The organism is Qipengyuania sp. RANM35 (assembly GCF_041021145.2).
GTDB classification, from domain to species: domain Bacteria; phylum Pseudomonadota; class Alphaproteobacteria; order Sphingomonadales; family Sphingomonadaceae; genus Qipengyuania; species Qipengyuania soli.
Map to the genome: position 1 here is coordinate 287,245 of NZ_CM196433.1, position 15,654 is coordinate 302,898.

General features: G+C 62.4%; 15 protein-coding genes and 1 tRNA gene. 6 read left to right on the top strand and 10 right to left on the bottom strand.

Annotation, left to right across the window (positions count from 1 at the left end; all coding sequences use genetic code 11):
* Window positions 1–10: 10 nt before the first annotated feature.
* Window positions 11–511, bottom strand: coding sequence for a hypothetical protein (locus RAM60_RS01415; protein WP_369025882.1), 501 nt, complete (start codon window positions 509–511; stop codon window positions 11–13).
* 24 nt (window positions 512–535) lie between these two features.
* Window positions 536–1,252 carry an AAA family ATPase gene (locus RAM60_RS01420; protein ID WP_200982485.1) on the bottom strand — a complete coding sequence of 239 codons (717 nt, stop codon included), beginning with the start codon at window positions 1,250–1,252 and terminating at the stop codon, window positions 536–538.
* Window positions 1,253–1,486: 234 nt separating this feature from the next.
* On the opposite strand from RAM60_RS01420, the gene RAM60_RS01425 reads away from it, so the two are divergent.
* Together RAM60_RS01425 and RAM60_RS01430 are read left to right on the top strand one after the other, a co-directional pair.
* Complete coding sequence (locus RAM60_RS01425) at window positions 1,487–2,539, top strand: SPOR domain-containing protein (protein WP_369025881.1); 1,053 nt, start codon at window positions 1,487–1,489, stop codon at window positions 2,537–2,539.
* Between the two features lie 100 nt (window positions 2,540–2,639).
* Window positions 2,640–3,935, top strand: coding sequence for a DUF418 domain-containing protein (locus RAM60_RS01430; RefSeq protein ID WP_369025880.1), 1,296 nt, complete (start codon window positions 2,640–2,642; stop codon window positions 3,933–3,935).
* Between the two features lie 4 nt (window positions 3,936–3,939).
* Here RAM60_RS01430 and RAM60_RS01435 read toward each other — a convergent pair whose 3' ends face one another.
* From RAM60_RS01435 to RAM60_RS01450, 4 genes are all read right to left on the bottom strand, one after another.
* The gene (locus RAM60_RS01435) at window positions 3,940–4,143 is read right to left on the bottom strand and encodes a hypothetical protein (RefSeq protein ID WP_200982487.1); all 204 of its coding nucleotides are present in this window, start codon (window positions 4,141–4,143) and stop codon (window positions 3,940–3,942) included.
* Window positions 4,144–4,262: 119 nt separating this feature from the next.
* Window positions 4,263–4,754 (bottom strand): DUF2721 domain-containing protein, encoded by a 492-nt coding sequence (locus tag RAM60_RS01440; RefSeq protein WP_200982489.1) that lies wholly within the window; start codon window positions 4,752–4,754, stop codon window positions 4,263–4,265.
* Window positions 4,755–4,758: 4 nt separating this feature from the next.
* Window positions 4,759–6,165 (bottom strand): ribosome biogenesis GTPase Der, encoded by a 1,407-nt coding sequence (gene der, locus RAM60_RS01445; RefSeq protein WP_200982491.1) that lies wholly within the window; start codon window positions 6,163–6,165, stop codon window positions 4,759–4,761.
* A 99-nt stretch (window positions 6,166–6,264) separates the two neighbouring features.
* Complete coding sequence (locus RAM60_RS01450; protein WP_369025879.1) at window positions 6,265–6,549, bottom strand: DUF3297 family protein; 285 nt, start codon at window positions 6,547–6,549, stop codon at window positions 6,265–6,267.
* Window positions 6,550–6,699: 150 nt separating this feature from the next.
* Here RAM60_RS01450 and RAM60_RS01455 point away from each other — a divergent pair.
* Together RAM60_RS01455 and tig are read left to right on the top strand one after the other, a co-directional pair.
* Window positions 6,700–6,784: transfer RNA gene (locus RAM60_RS01455), tRNA-Leu, on the top strand.
* 59 nt (window positions 6,785–6,843) lie between these two features.
* Complete coding sequence (gene tig, locus RAM60_RS01460; RefSeq protein WP_369025878.1) at window positions 6,844–8,370, top strand: trigger factor; 1,527 nt, start codon at window positions 6,844–6,846, stop codon at window positions 8,368–8,370.
* 72 nt (window positions 8,371–8,442) lie between these two features.
* Here tig and RAM60_RS01465 read toward each other — a convergent pair whose 3' ends face one another.
* The 3 genes from RAM60_RS01465 to RAM60_RS01475 form a co-directional block, all read right to left on the bottom strand.
* The gene (locus tag RAM60_RS01465; protein ID WP_369025877.1) at window positions 8,443–9,942 is read right to left on the bottom strand and encodes an amidase; all 1,500 of its coding nucleotides are present in this window, start codon (window positions 9,940–9,942) and stop codon (window positions 8,443–8,445) included.
* A 40-nt stretch (window positions 9,943–9,982) separates the two neighbouring features.
* Entirely contained in the window at window positions 9,983–12,073 is a 2,091-nt protein-coding gene (locus tag RAM60_RS01470; protein ID WP_369025876.1) for a TonB-dependent receptor plug domain-containing protein, read from the bottom strand.
* A 183-nt stretch (window positions 12,074–12,256) separates the two neighbouring features.
* The gene (locus RAM60_RS01475; RefSeq protein ID WP_369025875.1) at window positions 12,257–12,880 is read right to left on the bottom strand and encodes an ATP-dependent Clp protease proteolytic subunit; all 624 of its coding nucleotides are present in this window, start codon (window positions 12,878–12,880) and stop codon (window positions 12,257–12,259) included.
* 131 nt (window positions 12,881–13,011) lie between these two features.
* Between RAM60_RS01475 and RAM60_RS01480 the strand changes: the two genes are divergently transcribed.
* Both RAM60_RS01480 and clpX read left to right on the top strand, forming a co-directional pair.
* A complete protein-coding gene (locus RAM60_RS01480; RefSeq protein WP_200982500.1) occupies window positions 13,012–13,707 on the top strand; it encodes an ATP-dependent Clp protease proteolytic subunit in 696 nt (231 codons plus the stop codon).
* 179 nt (window positions 13,708–13,886) lie between these two features.
* Window positions 13,887–15,155 (top strand): ATP-dependent Clp protease ATP-binding subunit ClpX, encoded by a 1,269-nt coding sequence (clpX, locus tag RAM60_RS01485; protein WP_200982502.1) that lies wholly within the window; start codon window positions 13,887–13,889, stop codon window positions 15,153–15,155.
* Here the strand turns inward: clpX and RAM60_RS01490 are convergent.
* The gene (locus RAM60_RS01490; RefSeq protein ID WP_369025874.1) at window positions 15,152–15,649 is read right to left on the bottom strand and encodes a GFA family protein; all 498 of its coding nucleotides are present in this window, start codon (window positions 15,647–15,649) and stop codon (window positions 15,152–15,154) included. The two genes, clpX and RAM60_RS01490, sit on opposite strands and share 4 nt — an antisense overlap.
* Window positions 15,650–15,654 lie beyond the last annotated feature (5 nt).

A 15,654-nucleotide genomic window follows, 5' to 3' on the forward strand; every position in this document is an offset into this window, starting at 1 on the left:
CGTCTTCGGTTTACTTCTCTTTGCCCTGGACCTGCGCGGCGAGGCTGGCGATTTCCGGCATTTCCGCGAGCAGGGCATCAAGTGCGTCGGTGACCAGCTGCTGGGCGCTGCGACCGCGGACGGTGCAGGCAAGGCGCAGCTGGAGGTGGCGTTGGTGGTCGAGACGCAGCGTGAAGGCTGCGCGCTTGCCGCGGCTTGATGCAGCCTGGCGCACGACCGGACGGTCTTCCGCGACCGGGCGTTCCATATGCGCAGCGATGCGATCGAGCGACTGGCGCACCTGGTTGGGCGCACCGCTTTCGTTCGCGGCCTGCGGAGCTAGCTGCACGACCTTGCCGTCGTGACCTGCATCATCTCCCATGTCGTTCCAGCCGAGGTCTTCAAGGTTGGCAGCCGCTGCGGCGCCATCGACCGGGCCGGGAATTCCCGACTGCGGGCGCATGGCTGGCTTGGCGCCACCCTTGCGGGCAAGGAGAGTGGGAGAGAGCGAGGCGAAATTGGCGTCAGACATCCGGCAGTCTCCGCCTTTCCGTTCTTACTGTGCCACCCGGCGGCCGAAGCCACCCGAGGGGCGATGAGCACCGGGAAGCGCCGACTGCGAGTTCGGCGCGGCGAAAACCGTGCGACGGAAGTTCTTTTCCAGGCGGTCGGCGATGTACTTCCACAGCGCGGTGACCTCGGCGGCCGAGCGGCTTTCGGGGTCGACTTCCATCACCGTGCGGCCATCGATCATCGAGGCAGCGAAATCGGTGCGGTGGTGCAGGGTGATCGGGGCGACCGTGCCATGTTGCGACAGCGCGACGGCGGCTTCCGAAGTGATCTTCGCCTTGGGCGTCGCGGCATTGACTACGAAGACCAGCGGTTTGCCGGCGCGTTCGCACAGGTCGACAGTGGCACCGACGGCGCGCAGGTCGTGCGGGCTGGGACGAGTCGGGACCACGATCAGTTCGGCGACCGAAATCACCGACTGGATTGCCATGGTGATCGCCGGCGGCGTGTCGATTACGGCCAGCTTGAAACCCTGCTGGCGCAGGACGTTGAGGTCGTTCGCCAGGCGGGCCACCGTGGTCTGGGCGAAGGCAGGGTATTCCGCCTCACGCTCGTTCCACCAGTCGGCCAGCGAACCCTGGGGGTCGATGTCGATGAGCACGACCGGGCCGGCGCCTGCGCGCTGGGCCTGAACGGCTAGATGTCCGGAGAGCGTGGTTTTACCCGATCCGCCCTTCTGTGATGCCAGTGCCAGTACACGCAAGGCTTGTCCCCCTGGTTTGCGCCTGTGTCATACGTCTGCCGCGACCATTTGCGGCTCTCCCGATGGGAAATCGCAGACTACCCCTAATTTAGAGTTAACTTGCCGACACTTTGCATCGCCGGGGTCCGGCCGCTGGAGGCGCAAGGCTTTGCTAACCGTGAGTTTACTATAGGATGCGTCACCGGGCGCAGGTTGGCCGCGCCTATTGGAGGGATTGGGTCGATGGTTCGCGTGATGAAACAGGCAGTTGTGCTGGTGGCGGGAGTGGCGATGTTCGCTGTTGCTGTGCCCGCGATTGCCGACGTCAAGGCGGGTGTCGATGCCTGGAGTCGTGGTGACTACGCCATGGCAGTGCGCGAATGGGTCGGTCCTGCCGAACAGGGCGACCCTGACGCGCAGTTCAACCTTGCCCAGGCCTACCGCCTCGGCCGCGGTGTCGATGCCGACCAGGCCCAGGCGGAAGCGCTTTATGCTCGTGCGGCCGCGCAGGGGCATATCAAGGCGGCGGACAATTACGGACTGATATTGTTCCAGAAGGGCGAGCGAGAGAAGGCGATGCCCTATATCGAAGGCGCTGCGATGCGCGGTGATCCGCGGGCGCAGTATCTGCTCGGCATCGCCTATTTCAACGGCGATCTGGTGGAGAAGGACTGGCGCCGAGCCTATGCATTGACTTCGCTCGCCAATTCCACCGGTCTACCCCAGGCACGAGGTGCCCTGGCGCAAATGGACGAATTCATTCCGCTCGCGGATCGACAGGCGGCCCAGACGCTTGCTGCCGAGATCAAGGCCAAGGCGGAGGCGACGCGAGCCAGAGAGCTGGCGGCCGTCGACCTTGCCCTGGCAAGCGAAACGGCCGCGCCGCGCAACCTGCCGACGCCTCCCTCTTCGAGCAAACCCGGCGTCGACTATCCGACACGATCGCCAGGCGATCCCAAGGCGACAATTGTGGCACGGGCAGAACCTCCGGCTCCGGCAAGGACAGCTCCAGAAGCCGTCGTGACACCGCCGAAAGTATCACCGCCACCCGCCGCGATCGCCCAAGCCCCATCGCGTGCATCTGGCAGCTGGAAGATCCAGTTGGGTGCCTTCGGCGTTCCGGGGAATGCCGACAAGCTGTGGGACAAACTTGCGTCTCGCAGCGAAGTTGCCGGGCGCCAGAAGGTCAAGGAACCCGCCGGACGCCTGACGAAGTTGCTCGTAGGCGGATATGCAACACGCGATGAAGCCGCAGCCGCGTGCGCGTCGCTCAAGCGTAGCGGTCAGGACTGCCTTGTAACGCAGTAGTCTGCGCGCAGTTTGTCCGCATCCTTCGACCGTTGGTCGGTTCCTGACTTGGCAATCCAATGCCGTGTGTTAGTGGGATAGAACACGGTGGGGATGGGTAATGGCAGAATCGATCGACCAGATGACGGCGGATGTCGCGAATGTGCCAGTTCAGCCGAGTGCAACGCTGGGTGATGACCGGCTGGTAAGCCTCGACTTCATCCGTGGCATCGCCGTCCTCGGCATCCTTTTTGCCAATATTACAGCCTTCGCGCACCCGTTCATGGTCTATGTCTGGCCAGGCGCCATGCCGGGTGGACCGACCGAGGGGGACCGCATTGTCTGGCTCATCCAGTACGTACTCATCGACCACAAGATGCGCGGACTATTCACCCTACTGTTCGGGGCGGGGATGATGCTTTTCGTCGAGAAGGCCTGGGCCAAGGGTTCAGGGCGCGGGCTGCAGTTCCGGCGCCTCGTCTGGCTGCTGCTCTTCGGCATGATCCATTACTATCTGATCTGGTTCGGCGACATCCTGCAGACCTACGCGGTATGGGGCATGGTCGCTCTGTTGTGCATGAAGTGGCGGGCGAAGACGCAGTTCCTCGTCGGCCTGTCGCTCTACGGGCTCGGCACCCTCGCCATGTTCGGGATGATCGGTTCGCAATACTATCTCGCCACCCATCCGGCAGTGGCGGAGAAGCGCCTTTCGGAGAAGCAGAAGGAGAGAATGCGGAACGCCGTTCCCGAAATCCTCAAGGAGGTGTCCGAGGACATTACGCTGGTCAGGAAGAGCGACTATCCCGCGGCAGTCCGCCACCAGGTTGTCGAAGAAACGGGCCAGAACCTCGTCGGCATCGGTTTCGGCCTCTTCGAAACCATTGGCCTGATCCTTATGGGAATGGGGCTTTACCGCTTCGGCTTTTTCAGCGGCGAACTCGATCGGTCGGAAATGCGGCTGTGGGGTTGGGTGGGGCTGGGTTCAGGTGCCGCCATCTCGGCGGGGCTCGGCATATGGGCCTATGCTTCCGGTTTCCCCTTCTTCCTGACCTTCTTCGTGTTCCAGGGCCTGTTCATGATTCCGCGCCTCCTGTTCACGCTTGGCCTTGCGGCACTGCTTGTCGTCTGGTCTCCCAAGGCTACGCAGGGGTGGCTGGGGCAGCGTTTCGTGGCAGCAGGACGGATGGCGTTCAGCAATTACCTCGGGACTTCGATCATCATGCTGGCGATTTTCCCGGCCTGGGGTCTCGGCCTGTTCGGTTCGATGCACCGTCTGGCGCTTTTCGCGATGGTCCTGGCAGTCTGGGTTGCCATGCTCGGCTGGTCGAAGCCTTGGCTCGAGAGGTACCGCTATGGACCGCTCGAGTGGCTGTGGCGCTGCCTGACCTACTGGCGGATTTTCCCCTTGCGCCGGTAGCCCGCTAGGGTCCTGCGATTTCCCAAAAGGTGCCATGTGTGCCGCCGTGCTTGGTCAGGCGCGCGATCCGTCGGTCACCGTCCCACAATTCGGCATTGCCATGCACGACGTTGATATCCGCCACGAGTAGTGCCGTGGCTTCGTCGAGCACTTCGAGTTCGAGCGTTTCTTCACGCTCGCCCGTGATGGACAATAGGATGCGGCCCATGAAGCATCTCCTTCTCTGCCTGAGCGCAGATGAGACGATCAATGTGAACCCTGTATAACAGCTTTCCTCCCGGCCTTTCCGTAACGTCAATTGAGCGGGGAAATGCGCGTGGAATGCGCTCAGCCGTTGTGCATCACACGCTTCATTCGCTCGCGGTTACGTTTTGCGGCAGTTCTCGTCTCCATCAGGAAGGACGCGAGACCTGCAACGAGAAATGCCATGGTGACGATCCAGCTCAAGGCCACGAGTGTACCGAGCGGGGTGCGAACAAAGGCGCTGACGAACAGCAGTACGATGACGATGCTGATGGTGAGTGCTGCCGCTGTGCTGAGCATGACCGCGCGCTGGGCATAGATGCGCCGCTTCTCAAGGGCGGGCAGTTCCTCCAGCAGGATGCCCGCACGGCCTTCCTCGTCGGCAGCCATGATCTTCTCGATCTTGTTTGCGACCCAGATCAGGCGATTGGTCATCACGTTCATCACCGCGCCGATGGCGGCAAGAAGGAAGGCCGGAGCAAGGCTCAGCTGGACGACATGCTGCACCTGAGCCGTCGAACTCGTGCGCTCGAGGATCGCACTGGCCGGGGTAGACGCTAAAAGGTCGAGCAACATGGGCTCAGTCCTTCTGGTACGGGTTTTTCGGACTCTTGAGGACCACCCGCACAGGCACAGCCTCGAACCCGAGCTTCGAGCGGATGCCGTTCACGAGATAGCGCTCGTAGCTCTTGGGGAGCATGTCGAGACGGGTGCCGAATACCACGAAGCGCGGCGGGCGCGTGCTGGCCTGGGTGATGTAGCGCAGCTTGATCCGCTTGCCCTTTGGCGCGGGCGGGGGATTGGCTTCCAGCGCATCGTCGAACCAGCGGTTGAGCGCAGCGGTCGGTACGCGGCGGCTCCATGCTTCGCGCAGGTCGAAAGCCGCGCAAAGCAATTGGTCGAGGCCCTTGCCGGTCTTGGCACTGACGGCGATCAGCGGAAGGCCGCGAACCTGCGCGAGGCCTTCATCGAGCGCAGCGCGTACACCATTGAAGAGAGCCGAGGCATCCTCTGCCACGTCCCATTTGTTGATGGCGATCATGAGGGCGCGGCCCTCTTCGAGAACCATGCTGGCAATCTTGAGGTCCTGGTGTTCGAGCCCTCGCGTGGCGTCGAGCAGCAGCACGACGACCTCGGCGAAATCGATCGCGCGGCGGGCATCGGCGACCGACAGCTTCTCCAGTTTCTCGACGACCTGCGCCTTCTTGCGCATTCCGGCGGTGTCGATGAGGCGGATCTCGCGCGTTTCGCCGGATCGCGGGTCGGTCCATTCCCAGTCGACCGCGATCGAATCACGGGTGATCCCGGCCTCGGGGCCGGTAAGGAGGCGATCCTCGCCCAGCAGGCGGTTGATCAGCGTGGACTTGCCCGCATTGGGTCGTCCGACGATGGCGAGCTTGAGCGGGCCTGCGGGTGCATCCTCGCCGTCCTCGGCGTCAGCAGCTTCGGCTTCGGCCTCGGCAGCTTCGGCCTTGGCGCCGATGATGGGCCAAAGATGATCGAACAGATCGGCCACGCCCTCGCCATGTTCTGCGGAAAGCGCGACGGGCTCGCCGAAGCCGAGCGAGAAACTTTCGTAGATACCCGCATCGCCCTGGGTTCCCTCGGCCTTGTTGGCGACCAGTACCACCGGGACTTCCTGTCCGCGGAGCCAGCGCGCGATCTCTTCATCGAGAGGCGTGATGCCCACGCGCGAATCGAAGACGAACATCGCGGCGTCGGCGCCTTCGAGGCTGACCTCGGTCTGCTTGCGCATGCGACCGGGCAGGGTATCGGGATCCTCGTCCTCCCAGCCCGCGGTATCGACGACCTGGAATTCGAGGCCCGCGATCTCCGCATCCCCGATACGGCGGTCACGAGTGACGCCGGGCTGGTCGTCGACCAGGGCGAGCCGCTTGCCGATCAGGCGGTTGAACAGCGTCGACTTGCCGACATTCGGCCTGCCGATGATGATCACCGTGGGCTTCGAGGATGATGAGGCGAACATGATGGGGCGCCAAGTGGCGGCTCGCCGCTCTCTTTGCAAGCGGCACGAACGTTCGCGCCCCACTCCGGCAGGGCGCAAGGTAGGTCACTTGTGAGGCGGTCAGTCCTTCTTGGCGACCGGCGCGTTGTCGCCGAGGTCTTCGAACCAGGCTTCGACAGGGCCGCTGAGCTTGAGCGTCAGCGGGTTGCCATGGCGGTCCATGGTCTTGCCGGCCTGCACGCGAACCCAGCCTTCGGGAATCGAGTATTCTTCGATATCCGTGCGCTGCTTGCCCTTGAAGCGAATGCCGACGCCGCGCTTCAGCACTTCGACGTCGAAATGCTCGCTCTTCGGGTTTACCGAAAGGCGTGCGGGCGGGGTGTCGGTCTTGGTCTCTTCGGTCATGGAGGGCGCCCGTAATCGGCCTGTCGCCGCATCGCAAGTTCAATTGGACGAACACCGGCGCGCCATGCTTGCGCTTGGCGTCGCATCCGACTAGAGGCACGCGCCTATACGCGAAGGACTGGCGCCTCTCGCGCAGCTTCGTTCGGGTTAGCGGGCGTGGCGGAATTGGTAGACGCGCTGGTTTTAGGTACCAGTATCGAAAGATGTGGGGGTTCGAGTCCCTTCGCCCGCACCAATGCCGCCGCCATGTGAGCCCTTCGCAAATTTCGGTATTGGAAAGTCACGAGTTCACCCATGCAGATCAAAGAGACCACCAACGAGGGCCTCAAGCGCGCCTACACCGTCACCATCCCGGCCAAGGAAATCGACGAGCGCGTTTCGAGCGAAGTGAAGAAGATCGCCCCGCAGGTGCGCATGCCCGGCTTCCGCCCCGGCAAGGTACCCGCCAACCTCGTGCGCAAGATGCACGGCGAACAGCTTCATGCTCAGACCGTCAACGACATGATCCGCGAATCGGTCGACAAGGTGATGGTCGACAACAAGCTGCGCCCCGCGATGCAGCCCAAGGTCGAATTCGGTGACGGCTACGAAGAAGGCAAGGACGCCTCGCTGACCGTCGAGGTGGAAGTGCTGCCCGAAATCAAGGCCCCTGAAATCGAGGGCCTGAAGATCGAGCGCCTGACCGTTCCGGTGAAGGACGAGGCCGTGGACGAAGCCGTTCAGCGCATCGCCGACCAGAACAAGAGCTACAAGGACGCGCCGAAGACCAAGAAGGCTGCCGATGGCGACCAGCTGATCATCGACTTCGTCGGCAGCATTGACGGTGTCGAATTCGAAGGTGGTGCAGCGGAAAACACCCCGCTGACCATCGGCTCGGGCCAGTTCATCCCCGGCTTCGAGGAACAGTTGACCGGTGTGAAGACCGGCGACGAGAAGACCATCACCGTCACCTTCCCCGCCGACTACCCGGCCGAGCACCTCGCCGGCAAGGACGCACAGTTCGCGATCAAGGTCCAGCAGGTGAAGGTCCCGAACGAAACCAAGGCTGACGACGAGTTTGCCAAGAACCTCGGCCTCGACAGCATCGACAAGCTGAAGGAACTCCTGCGCGGCCAGCTGGAGCAGGAAACTGCCGGCCTCACCCGCACGCAGATGAAGCGCCAGCTCCTCGACAAGCTTGCTGCCGGTCATGATTTTGCCGTGCCGGAAGGCATGGTCGAAGCCGAATTCCAGCAGATCTGGGCCCAGCTCCAGCAGGAAGCGGCCCGTTCCGACGATCCGGAAGCCTCGCTGAAGGAAATGGAAGCCGAGAAGGACGAATATCGTCGCATCGCGGAGCGTCGCGTGCGCCTGGGCCTGCTGCTGTCGGAAATCGGCCAGGCCAACGGCGTCGAGGTCACCAATAACGAGATGAGCATGCTCATCCAGCAGGCTGCCCAGCAGTACCGCGCCGAAGACCGCGAACGCTTCATCGAATACGTCCGCAACGAGCCGATGGCTGCCGCCCAGCTGCGTGCCCCGCTCTATGAGGACAAGGTCGTCGATTTCCTCTTCGACAAGGCCGAGATCACCGACCGCGAAGTGACACGCGAGGAACTCGAAGCCGCGATCGAGGCCGAGGAAGACGCAACCGACGAAGCGCCGAAGAAGAAGGCTCCGGCCAAGAAGGCTGCTGCCAAGAAGGAAGCGCCGAAGAAGGAAGCCAAGGGCGCGGACGAGAAGAAGCCCGCCGCCAAGAAGGCCCCGGCCAAGAAGGAAGCTGCCGAGAAGAAGCCGGCCGCCAAGAAGGCTCCGGCCAAGAAGGCCGCTGCGAAGAAGTAAGCTTCCGGCTGGAAAGCAATTGCGAGGGGCGGTGGACTTCGGTCCGCCGCCCCTTCGCGTTTGGCCGTAGTGTTATTGGTCCGAGGGGCTCCATGCCCCGAACGACGGAGTTGCCAGTTCGGTCGAGCGGGCGCGCTCATAGGCAGCGCCCAGCTTGAGTATTTCGTGGTCGGACCATTTGGCCCCCATGAAGCTCAGCCCGACAGGCAGACGCTCCACCGCGCCCATGGGTACGGTCAGGTGAGGGTATCCCGCGACAGCCGCGAGCGAGCCTGCACCGATCCCGCCGGGATAATGATCGCCCAGGACAAGATCGGTGGTCCAGCTCGGGCCTGCTGTCGGAGCCACCAGCACATCGACGCGATAATCGCGCAGCAGCTTGTCGATGCCATCCTCCCCCGCCAGCCGGAGCGAAGTTGCCCGCGCCTCGCGATAGGCAGCCTCGTCGGTCGTCTGAAGAGCCATTTCGAACAGCGACTGGCCGAACCAGCGCATTTCCTCGTCTGCATGCACCTTGTTGAACTCCACCAATTCCGCCAGCGTCCTTGGCAGGCTCTTGTCGGGGAGCGACGCAAGGTAGGCGTCCATCGTCACTCGCAATTCGTAGAGCAGGACTGTGAATTCGGCCGCCCCCAGTTCGCCCGGTTCATCGGCTTCGATTTCGACGATTTCCGCACCGGCCCTGCGCATGTCATCGATGGCCTTGTCGAACAGGGCGCGGATATCGTCGCGCGAACCGACCTGCTTTCGCAGCACCCCTATCCGCTTGCCTGCGAGTGACGCCCCGGCCAGCCCCTGCGTGAAGTCGGTCTTGCGAGCATCCGCCTCCGCGGTGGCCGCGTCCAGTGGATCGCTGCCTGCAATGGCTCCCAGCAGAAGCGCGGCGTCAAAGACGGTAGAAGCCATGGGACCCGCAGTGTCCTGCGAACTGCTGATCGGAACGACGTGGGTCCGGCTGACCATTCCGACGGTAGGCTTGAAGCCGACGATGCCGTTGATGCTTGCCGGGCAGGTGATCGAACCATCCGTTTCGGTGCCAATCGCGGCCCAGGCAAAGCCCGCAGCGACGGCAGCGCCGCTGCCGGAGGATGAGCCGCACGCATTGCGGTCAATCGCGTGCGGATTGCGGGTCAGTCCGCCCACCGCGCTCCACCCGCTGGTCGAATTATTGTCGCGAATATTGGCCCACTCGCTGAGGTTGGTCTTGCCCAGGACCACGCCGCCCGCAGCCCGGAGGCTGGCGATCAGCGGGGCATCGCGTCCGGTGAGGTTGTCCTTCAGCGCAAGTGAACCGGCAGTCGTCGGCCATTCCATCGTCTCGATGTTGTCCTTCACGAGCACAGTCCGCCCGTCGAGCGGCATCCCCGCCTCGCTCGCCTCATTGGCATAATTCGCGGCCTCGGGTTCATAGACGATAACCGCGTTGAGCATCGGCCCGGCATCGTCGAGCGCCTTGATCCGGGCGATCTGTAGCTCTGCTTCGGCAGGAGCGTCATAGGTTTCGGCCGCGATTGCGGGCGAAGCCAGGAGGGCAAGGGCGAGGGCGAAAGTGGTGGGTGGAGGCCTTCTCATGACCACCACCCTGCCACGGGTACGATCCAATGCAAGCGTACTAGAAATTCCCACTGAGCGTGAAGCGGAAGATCGGGCCTATGCGACGGTCGACAACTTCGTTGAAGAGCACCGCGCCATCGGGCCGTTCGGCATCGTAGACCGTGCGCCAGCCCTTGTTGCGGGCACCGAGCACATTGCTGACCTGGACCTTGGCGGTCATCCCCAGAACGTCCTTGTTCTCGAGGAAGACCGACGCAAAGCTCGGCCCTTCCCAGTAACGCCCGATCTCATATCGGCGCGAGTATCCGGCGGGGTTGAAGGTGAACAGGCCTGCACCCCAGGCCCAGTCGCTGTCGGGAATGTCGTGACGGAAATCGAGCTCCAGCTGCGAATTGAGATCGTAGGAGAATTCGCGCTGCCCGCCCACGAATGGGTCGGTCACGTCCATCCAGCGCTTAGTCGCATCGAAGCTGAGCTGTGCGCCCTTGAAGCCGATCGGATCGAACTTGATCGTCCCGGAGAACTGGATGTGAAGGCGCTTGGCGTCGCCAATATTGCCGCGCGCCTCGCCGCCGTTCTCGAGCGGGAAGAAATCGACGAAATCCTCGAACCAGGCCTGGCGGACCTGCAGCTTGGCCGAACCCCAAGGACCGAACTTCTTGTTCGCCTCGAGTTCGACATTCCAGCTCTGGTCGGGCTGCAACTCGTTGTTCCCGCCGCTGCCATTGTCGTCGTTGAGGTTTACGCTGGCGAGGAAGTCGCCGAAGCCGAGCTGGCCGACCTTGCGGCGCACTTCCACCGACACGTCGAAATCGTCGCTCGGCTTCCAGGCAAGCGACACCGAACCCTTCGGGCGGGTAAACTGGCGCGAGTTGGGCAGTGAACCGGTCTGCTCGATCTTCGAGTACTCTGCGCCACCCGTCGCCTGGAGAGTCAGCTTGGGGCTCAGCTGCTTGGTCACGCTGAGCAACGCTTCGTATCGATCCTCGGTCACTCCGCCGGTTCCCGCGGGGAAGGGCAGGGCCACGAAAGTGCCCGTGTCATCCAGTTCGTACAGCGCGGATGCCCGGTCCAGCCGGTTGAATGCGGCTTCGCCCGACAGCTGGAAATCCGCCTTGAACATGTTCCAGTCGTATTCGAAGCGCCCGATGCGCTCGCCGTAACCATTTCTCTGGGCGAAACGGAACCCGGTGTCGGGTGAGCCATCGTCGAACCTGTCGACGAGTTTGCTGGTGAAATTGTCGCGCTCGAAACGTTCGAGGCCGATCAGCTTCAACTTTCCCGGCCCCAGCGGGAACTGGAAATCGCCGCCGATCTCGTATGCCGGGCCGTCTTCATCGGACAGGACGAGGCGATCGCGCACTGGTCCGCTCGCGGGCACTGCCAGTTCGGTTTCGCGGCGCCAGAAGAAGTCTTCGCCATATTTCAGGTTGAGGTGCGCCAGCGTGTCCGGGGCAAAGGTGTAGGTGAAGTTCGTGGACAGGCGAGGGTTGTCGAACTTGCCGGAGAAGGTGGTGTCCTGGCGCTCGATGAGGTCACCCGCGCCATTGGTGATCACGATCGGGCCGTCGGCGCCGAAGCGGTCGTTGTCGTTGTTGAGCGACACCGTATAGTCGAGATTGCCGGACTTGCCCGAAAGCGAGATCTCGCCACCGTAGAGCTGCGCTTCGGTATTGTGGGGGCGGAAACCTGTATTCCAGCGGAATTGTCCGGAGGTCGCTGTCGTGTTGACGATGACATTGGCGACCTGTCCGTTGAGGCCCGGGATGTCGAGCGTGGCGCCATCGGCAATCTCGATGCGGACCACGTCCTTCGCGGAAATGCGCCGCAACTGATCACGCACGCTGTCCGACTTGCTCGAGAACCTCTCGCCATTGACAAGGACATTGGCGGTTGCCTGGCCCAGGCCGCGCGCCCCGTTGTTGCCGTCGTCGATGACGAATCCGGGCACCTGGCTCAGCATGTCGAGTGCGCTGCGGGGTGCGTAGCGACTGAAATAGTCGGGCTGGAAGACCTGTGCGCCGACAGTCGGTGAGTCCTTCTCGCCGGCGACCGGGACATCGTCCTTGTCGCGTGCATTCACGGCAGTCGGAATGAGCATGAGCGTTGCAATGATTCCAGCAACGGACACGGCGCGGATATTCGGCATGAAAGATTGGCTCCCCATCGAAACTGCTTCGATCTCGGGAGTTCTGATTACACATGTAGGCAATCGGCTGAATCGGTGCTCGACCGACGCGCTATCGATGCCGATGAAACTGGGTTTGGGGCCGCCGAACGACAATCGGCGACCGACCGGCGTCGCACAAAGACGCCGGTCGGGAATGCCGGATCAGAACTTCACTTCGCTGGCGTGCGAAATGACGTTGCCGAGAATGCCATAGGCTTTCGCCTCTTCGGTGCTCATCCAGAAATCGCGGTCGATGTCCTTGATAACCTTGTCGTAATCCTGACCGGTCGCCTCGGCGATCTTGCGGGCAATGCGCTCGCGCATCTTGACGATTTCCTGCGCCTGGATGGCGATATCGGACGCCTTGCCTCCTGCGCCGCCCGAAGGCTGATGGATAAGGAAGCGAGTGTTGGGGAGGCAGAAGCGGCGCTCGTGCGGGACCGAGAGGAAGATGTGCGTGGCGATACTGGCGACCCAGCCGGTGCCGATGATGGCGACCGGCGAATTGATATAGCCGATGAGGTCGTGGATCGTGTCGCCCGACTCGACATGCCCACCGGGAGAGTTGACGATCAGCTTGATCGGCTCGTTCGAGAGGTGGTCGAGGTAGAGCAGTTGCATCGACACGCGCTCGGCGAGTTTCTGGTCGACGCCGCCGAACAGCATCACCGTGCGCGCTTCGAGGAACTTGGCGGTCATCGCGGCACGGATGCCGGTGCCTTCCGTTTCTTCGTCCTCTTCGTCGGCGCGGATGGGGAAATTGGCGGAGAACTGAGTTGGCGACATGTGTGGGACCTCGTGTTGATCTGGCGCGGGGGTTATCGCTACGTGAACCACATCGCAACGATATCGCGTAAAACAAGCCTTGAACCGTGCGGCAGCAGCACAGATATAGCCGCAAACACAAAGGACCCTTCATGATCGACCTGTTCGGCACCGACGCATATTCCACTCAAGGCCAGTTCACCCGTGACCCCGTGACCGGGGCGCTCGTGCCTGTGGTCGTGGAACAGACGAGCCGGGGCGAACGCAGCTTCGACATCTTCAGCCGCCTGCTGCGCGAACGCATCGTCTTCGTGACCGGTCCGGTCGAGGACAACATGGCTTCGCTCATCACGGCGCAGCTGCTGTTCCTCGAGAGCGAAAATCCGTCGAAGCCGATCAGCATGTACATCAACTCGCCCGGTGGCGTGGTGACTGCAGGCATGGCGATCCATGACACGATGCAATACATCAAGCCGCGCGTTTCGACCGTCTGCATCGGTCAGGCCGCCTCGATGGGCAGCTTCCTCCTTGCAGCCGGTGAACCGGGCATGCGCATCGCGCTCCCCAACGCCAGGATCATGGTCCATCAGCCTTCGGGCGGCGCCCGCGGCATGGCATCGGACATCGAGATCCAGGCACGCGAGATACTGCGCATTCGCGAGCGGATGAACAATCTCTACGTGAAGTATACCGGCCAGAGCCTGACCGAGATCGAGAAGGCGATGGACCGCGACACTTTCCTCGAAGCCGAAGAGGCAATGAAGTTCGGAATCGTGGACAAAGTCTTCGAATCCCGTCCTGAGAACGAGGAAAGCGATGCGGATGGCTCGGGCGGCGCGCCCGAGTGATTCCGGCGGCGGGAAACCCTCCTGCCGGGCATCATTGCCACATCATCGTAGGATTTCGGCAACCCTGCCGCTTCAGCTTGTGGCAAGGGGCTTGAAGTACCTATGATATTGACCCTTACCCTGTGCACCTTAAAGTCGGCGAATCCGGCTGGCGGGGAAGCGGGGCAGACGATTAGGAAATGACCAAGTTGAGCGGAACCGATAGCAAGAGCACGCTGTACTGCAGCTTCTGCGGCAAGTCGCAGCACGAGGTGAGGAAACTCATCGCGGGTCCGACCGTGTTCATCTGCGACGAATGCGTCGAGCTTTGCAACGACATCATTCGCGAAGAAACCAAGGCCGGGATCGCGGGCAAGAAGGAAGGCGATGTCCCCACGCCTTCCGAAATCTTCGAAACGCTCAACGATTACGTCATCGGCCAGGACCGCGCCAAGCGCGTGCTGTCGGTCGCCGTTCACAACCACTACAAGCGCCTCAAGCACAGCGGCAAGGCCGGCGACGTCGAACTGGCGAAGTCGAACATCCTGCTGGTCGGTCCGACCGGTTCGGGCAAGACCCTGCTCGCCCAGACGCTGGCGCGCACCTTCGATGTGCCTTTCACCATGGCCGATGCGACGACGCTGACCGAAGCCGGTTATGTCGGCGAAGACGTCGAGAACATCATCCTCAAACTGCTGCAAGCGTCCGACTACAATGTCGAGAAGGCGCAGCACGGCATCGTCTACATCGACGAGATCGACAAGATCACGCGCAAGGCCGAAAACCCCTCGATCACCCGCGACGTGTCGGGCGAGGGCGTCCAGCAGGCGCTGCTCAAGCTGATGGAAGGCACCACCGCCTCGGTTCCGCCGCAAGGTGGCCGCAAGCATCCGCAGCAGGAATTCCTGCAGGTCGACACGACGAACATCCTGTTCATCTGCGGCGGTGCGTTTGCAGGTCTTGAAAAGATCATCGCCGATCGCCTGCAGAAGCGTTCGATCGGTTTCGGTGCGCATGTTGCCGACCCGGACAAGCGCCGTGTCGGCGAACTGCTGGAGAAGGGCGAGCCGGAGGATCTCCTCAAGTTCGGCCTGATCCCGGAATTCGTCGGCCGCCTGCCAGTCATCGCGACGTTGCGCGACCTCGATGTCGAAGCACTCATGACGATCCTCACTCAGCCGAAGAATGCGCTGGTCAAGCAGTACCAGAAGCTGTTCGAGCTCGAGGACGTGGAACTGACCTTCACCGACGACGCGCTCAACGAGATCGCCGAAAAGGCGATCAAGCGCAAAACCGGTGCGCGTGGCCTGCGTTCGATTGTCGAGGGCATCCTGCTCGACACGATGTTCGACCTGCCCGACATGGACGGCGTGACGGAGATCGTGATCGACAAGGATGTGGTGGACGGCAAGAAAGAGCCGATCCAGGTCCACGGCGGCAAGAAGGGTGAAAAGGAAGAGGCGGCCTAAGCGCCTCTCCAGGCCTGGCTCTTCTGGAGCAAGGCGTTCATCCGCTCGACGCGTTCGCGCGGCAGTACCTCGCGGTAATCGTAGGTTTTCTCGAAGTTCGGGATGTCAGGTGGCAAAGCGACCCAGGGCATCTTTTCCGAAACAAAGATCACGGCATCGGGCGTCAGGGTCGAGGGTTCGTCCAGCGTGCCGACGCGTACACCTGCGCCTAGCCGGCCAAGTCTGGGGTAATAGCTCCAAACGGCAACGCCGCATTCGCTACAGCGGCAGATAATGTGCGGGCCGCCGCTTCCGGCCTTCACCACGTCTTCGGTAAGCTGGCCTTGTAGCAGCTCAACGCGGTCGCTTTCGATGAAGGCATTGACCACGCTCGTCGATCCGGTCTGGTGCTGGCACTGGGTGCAATGGCAATTGTTGACGAAGATCGGTGACCCACTGATGCTGTAACGGACCGCGCCACATCCGCATCCGCCTTCGCGCACCACTTCGCCCATTTCCG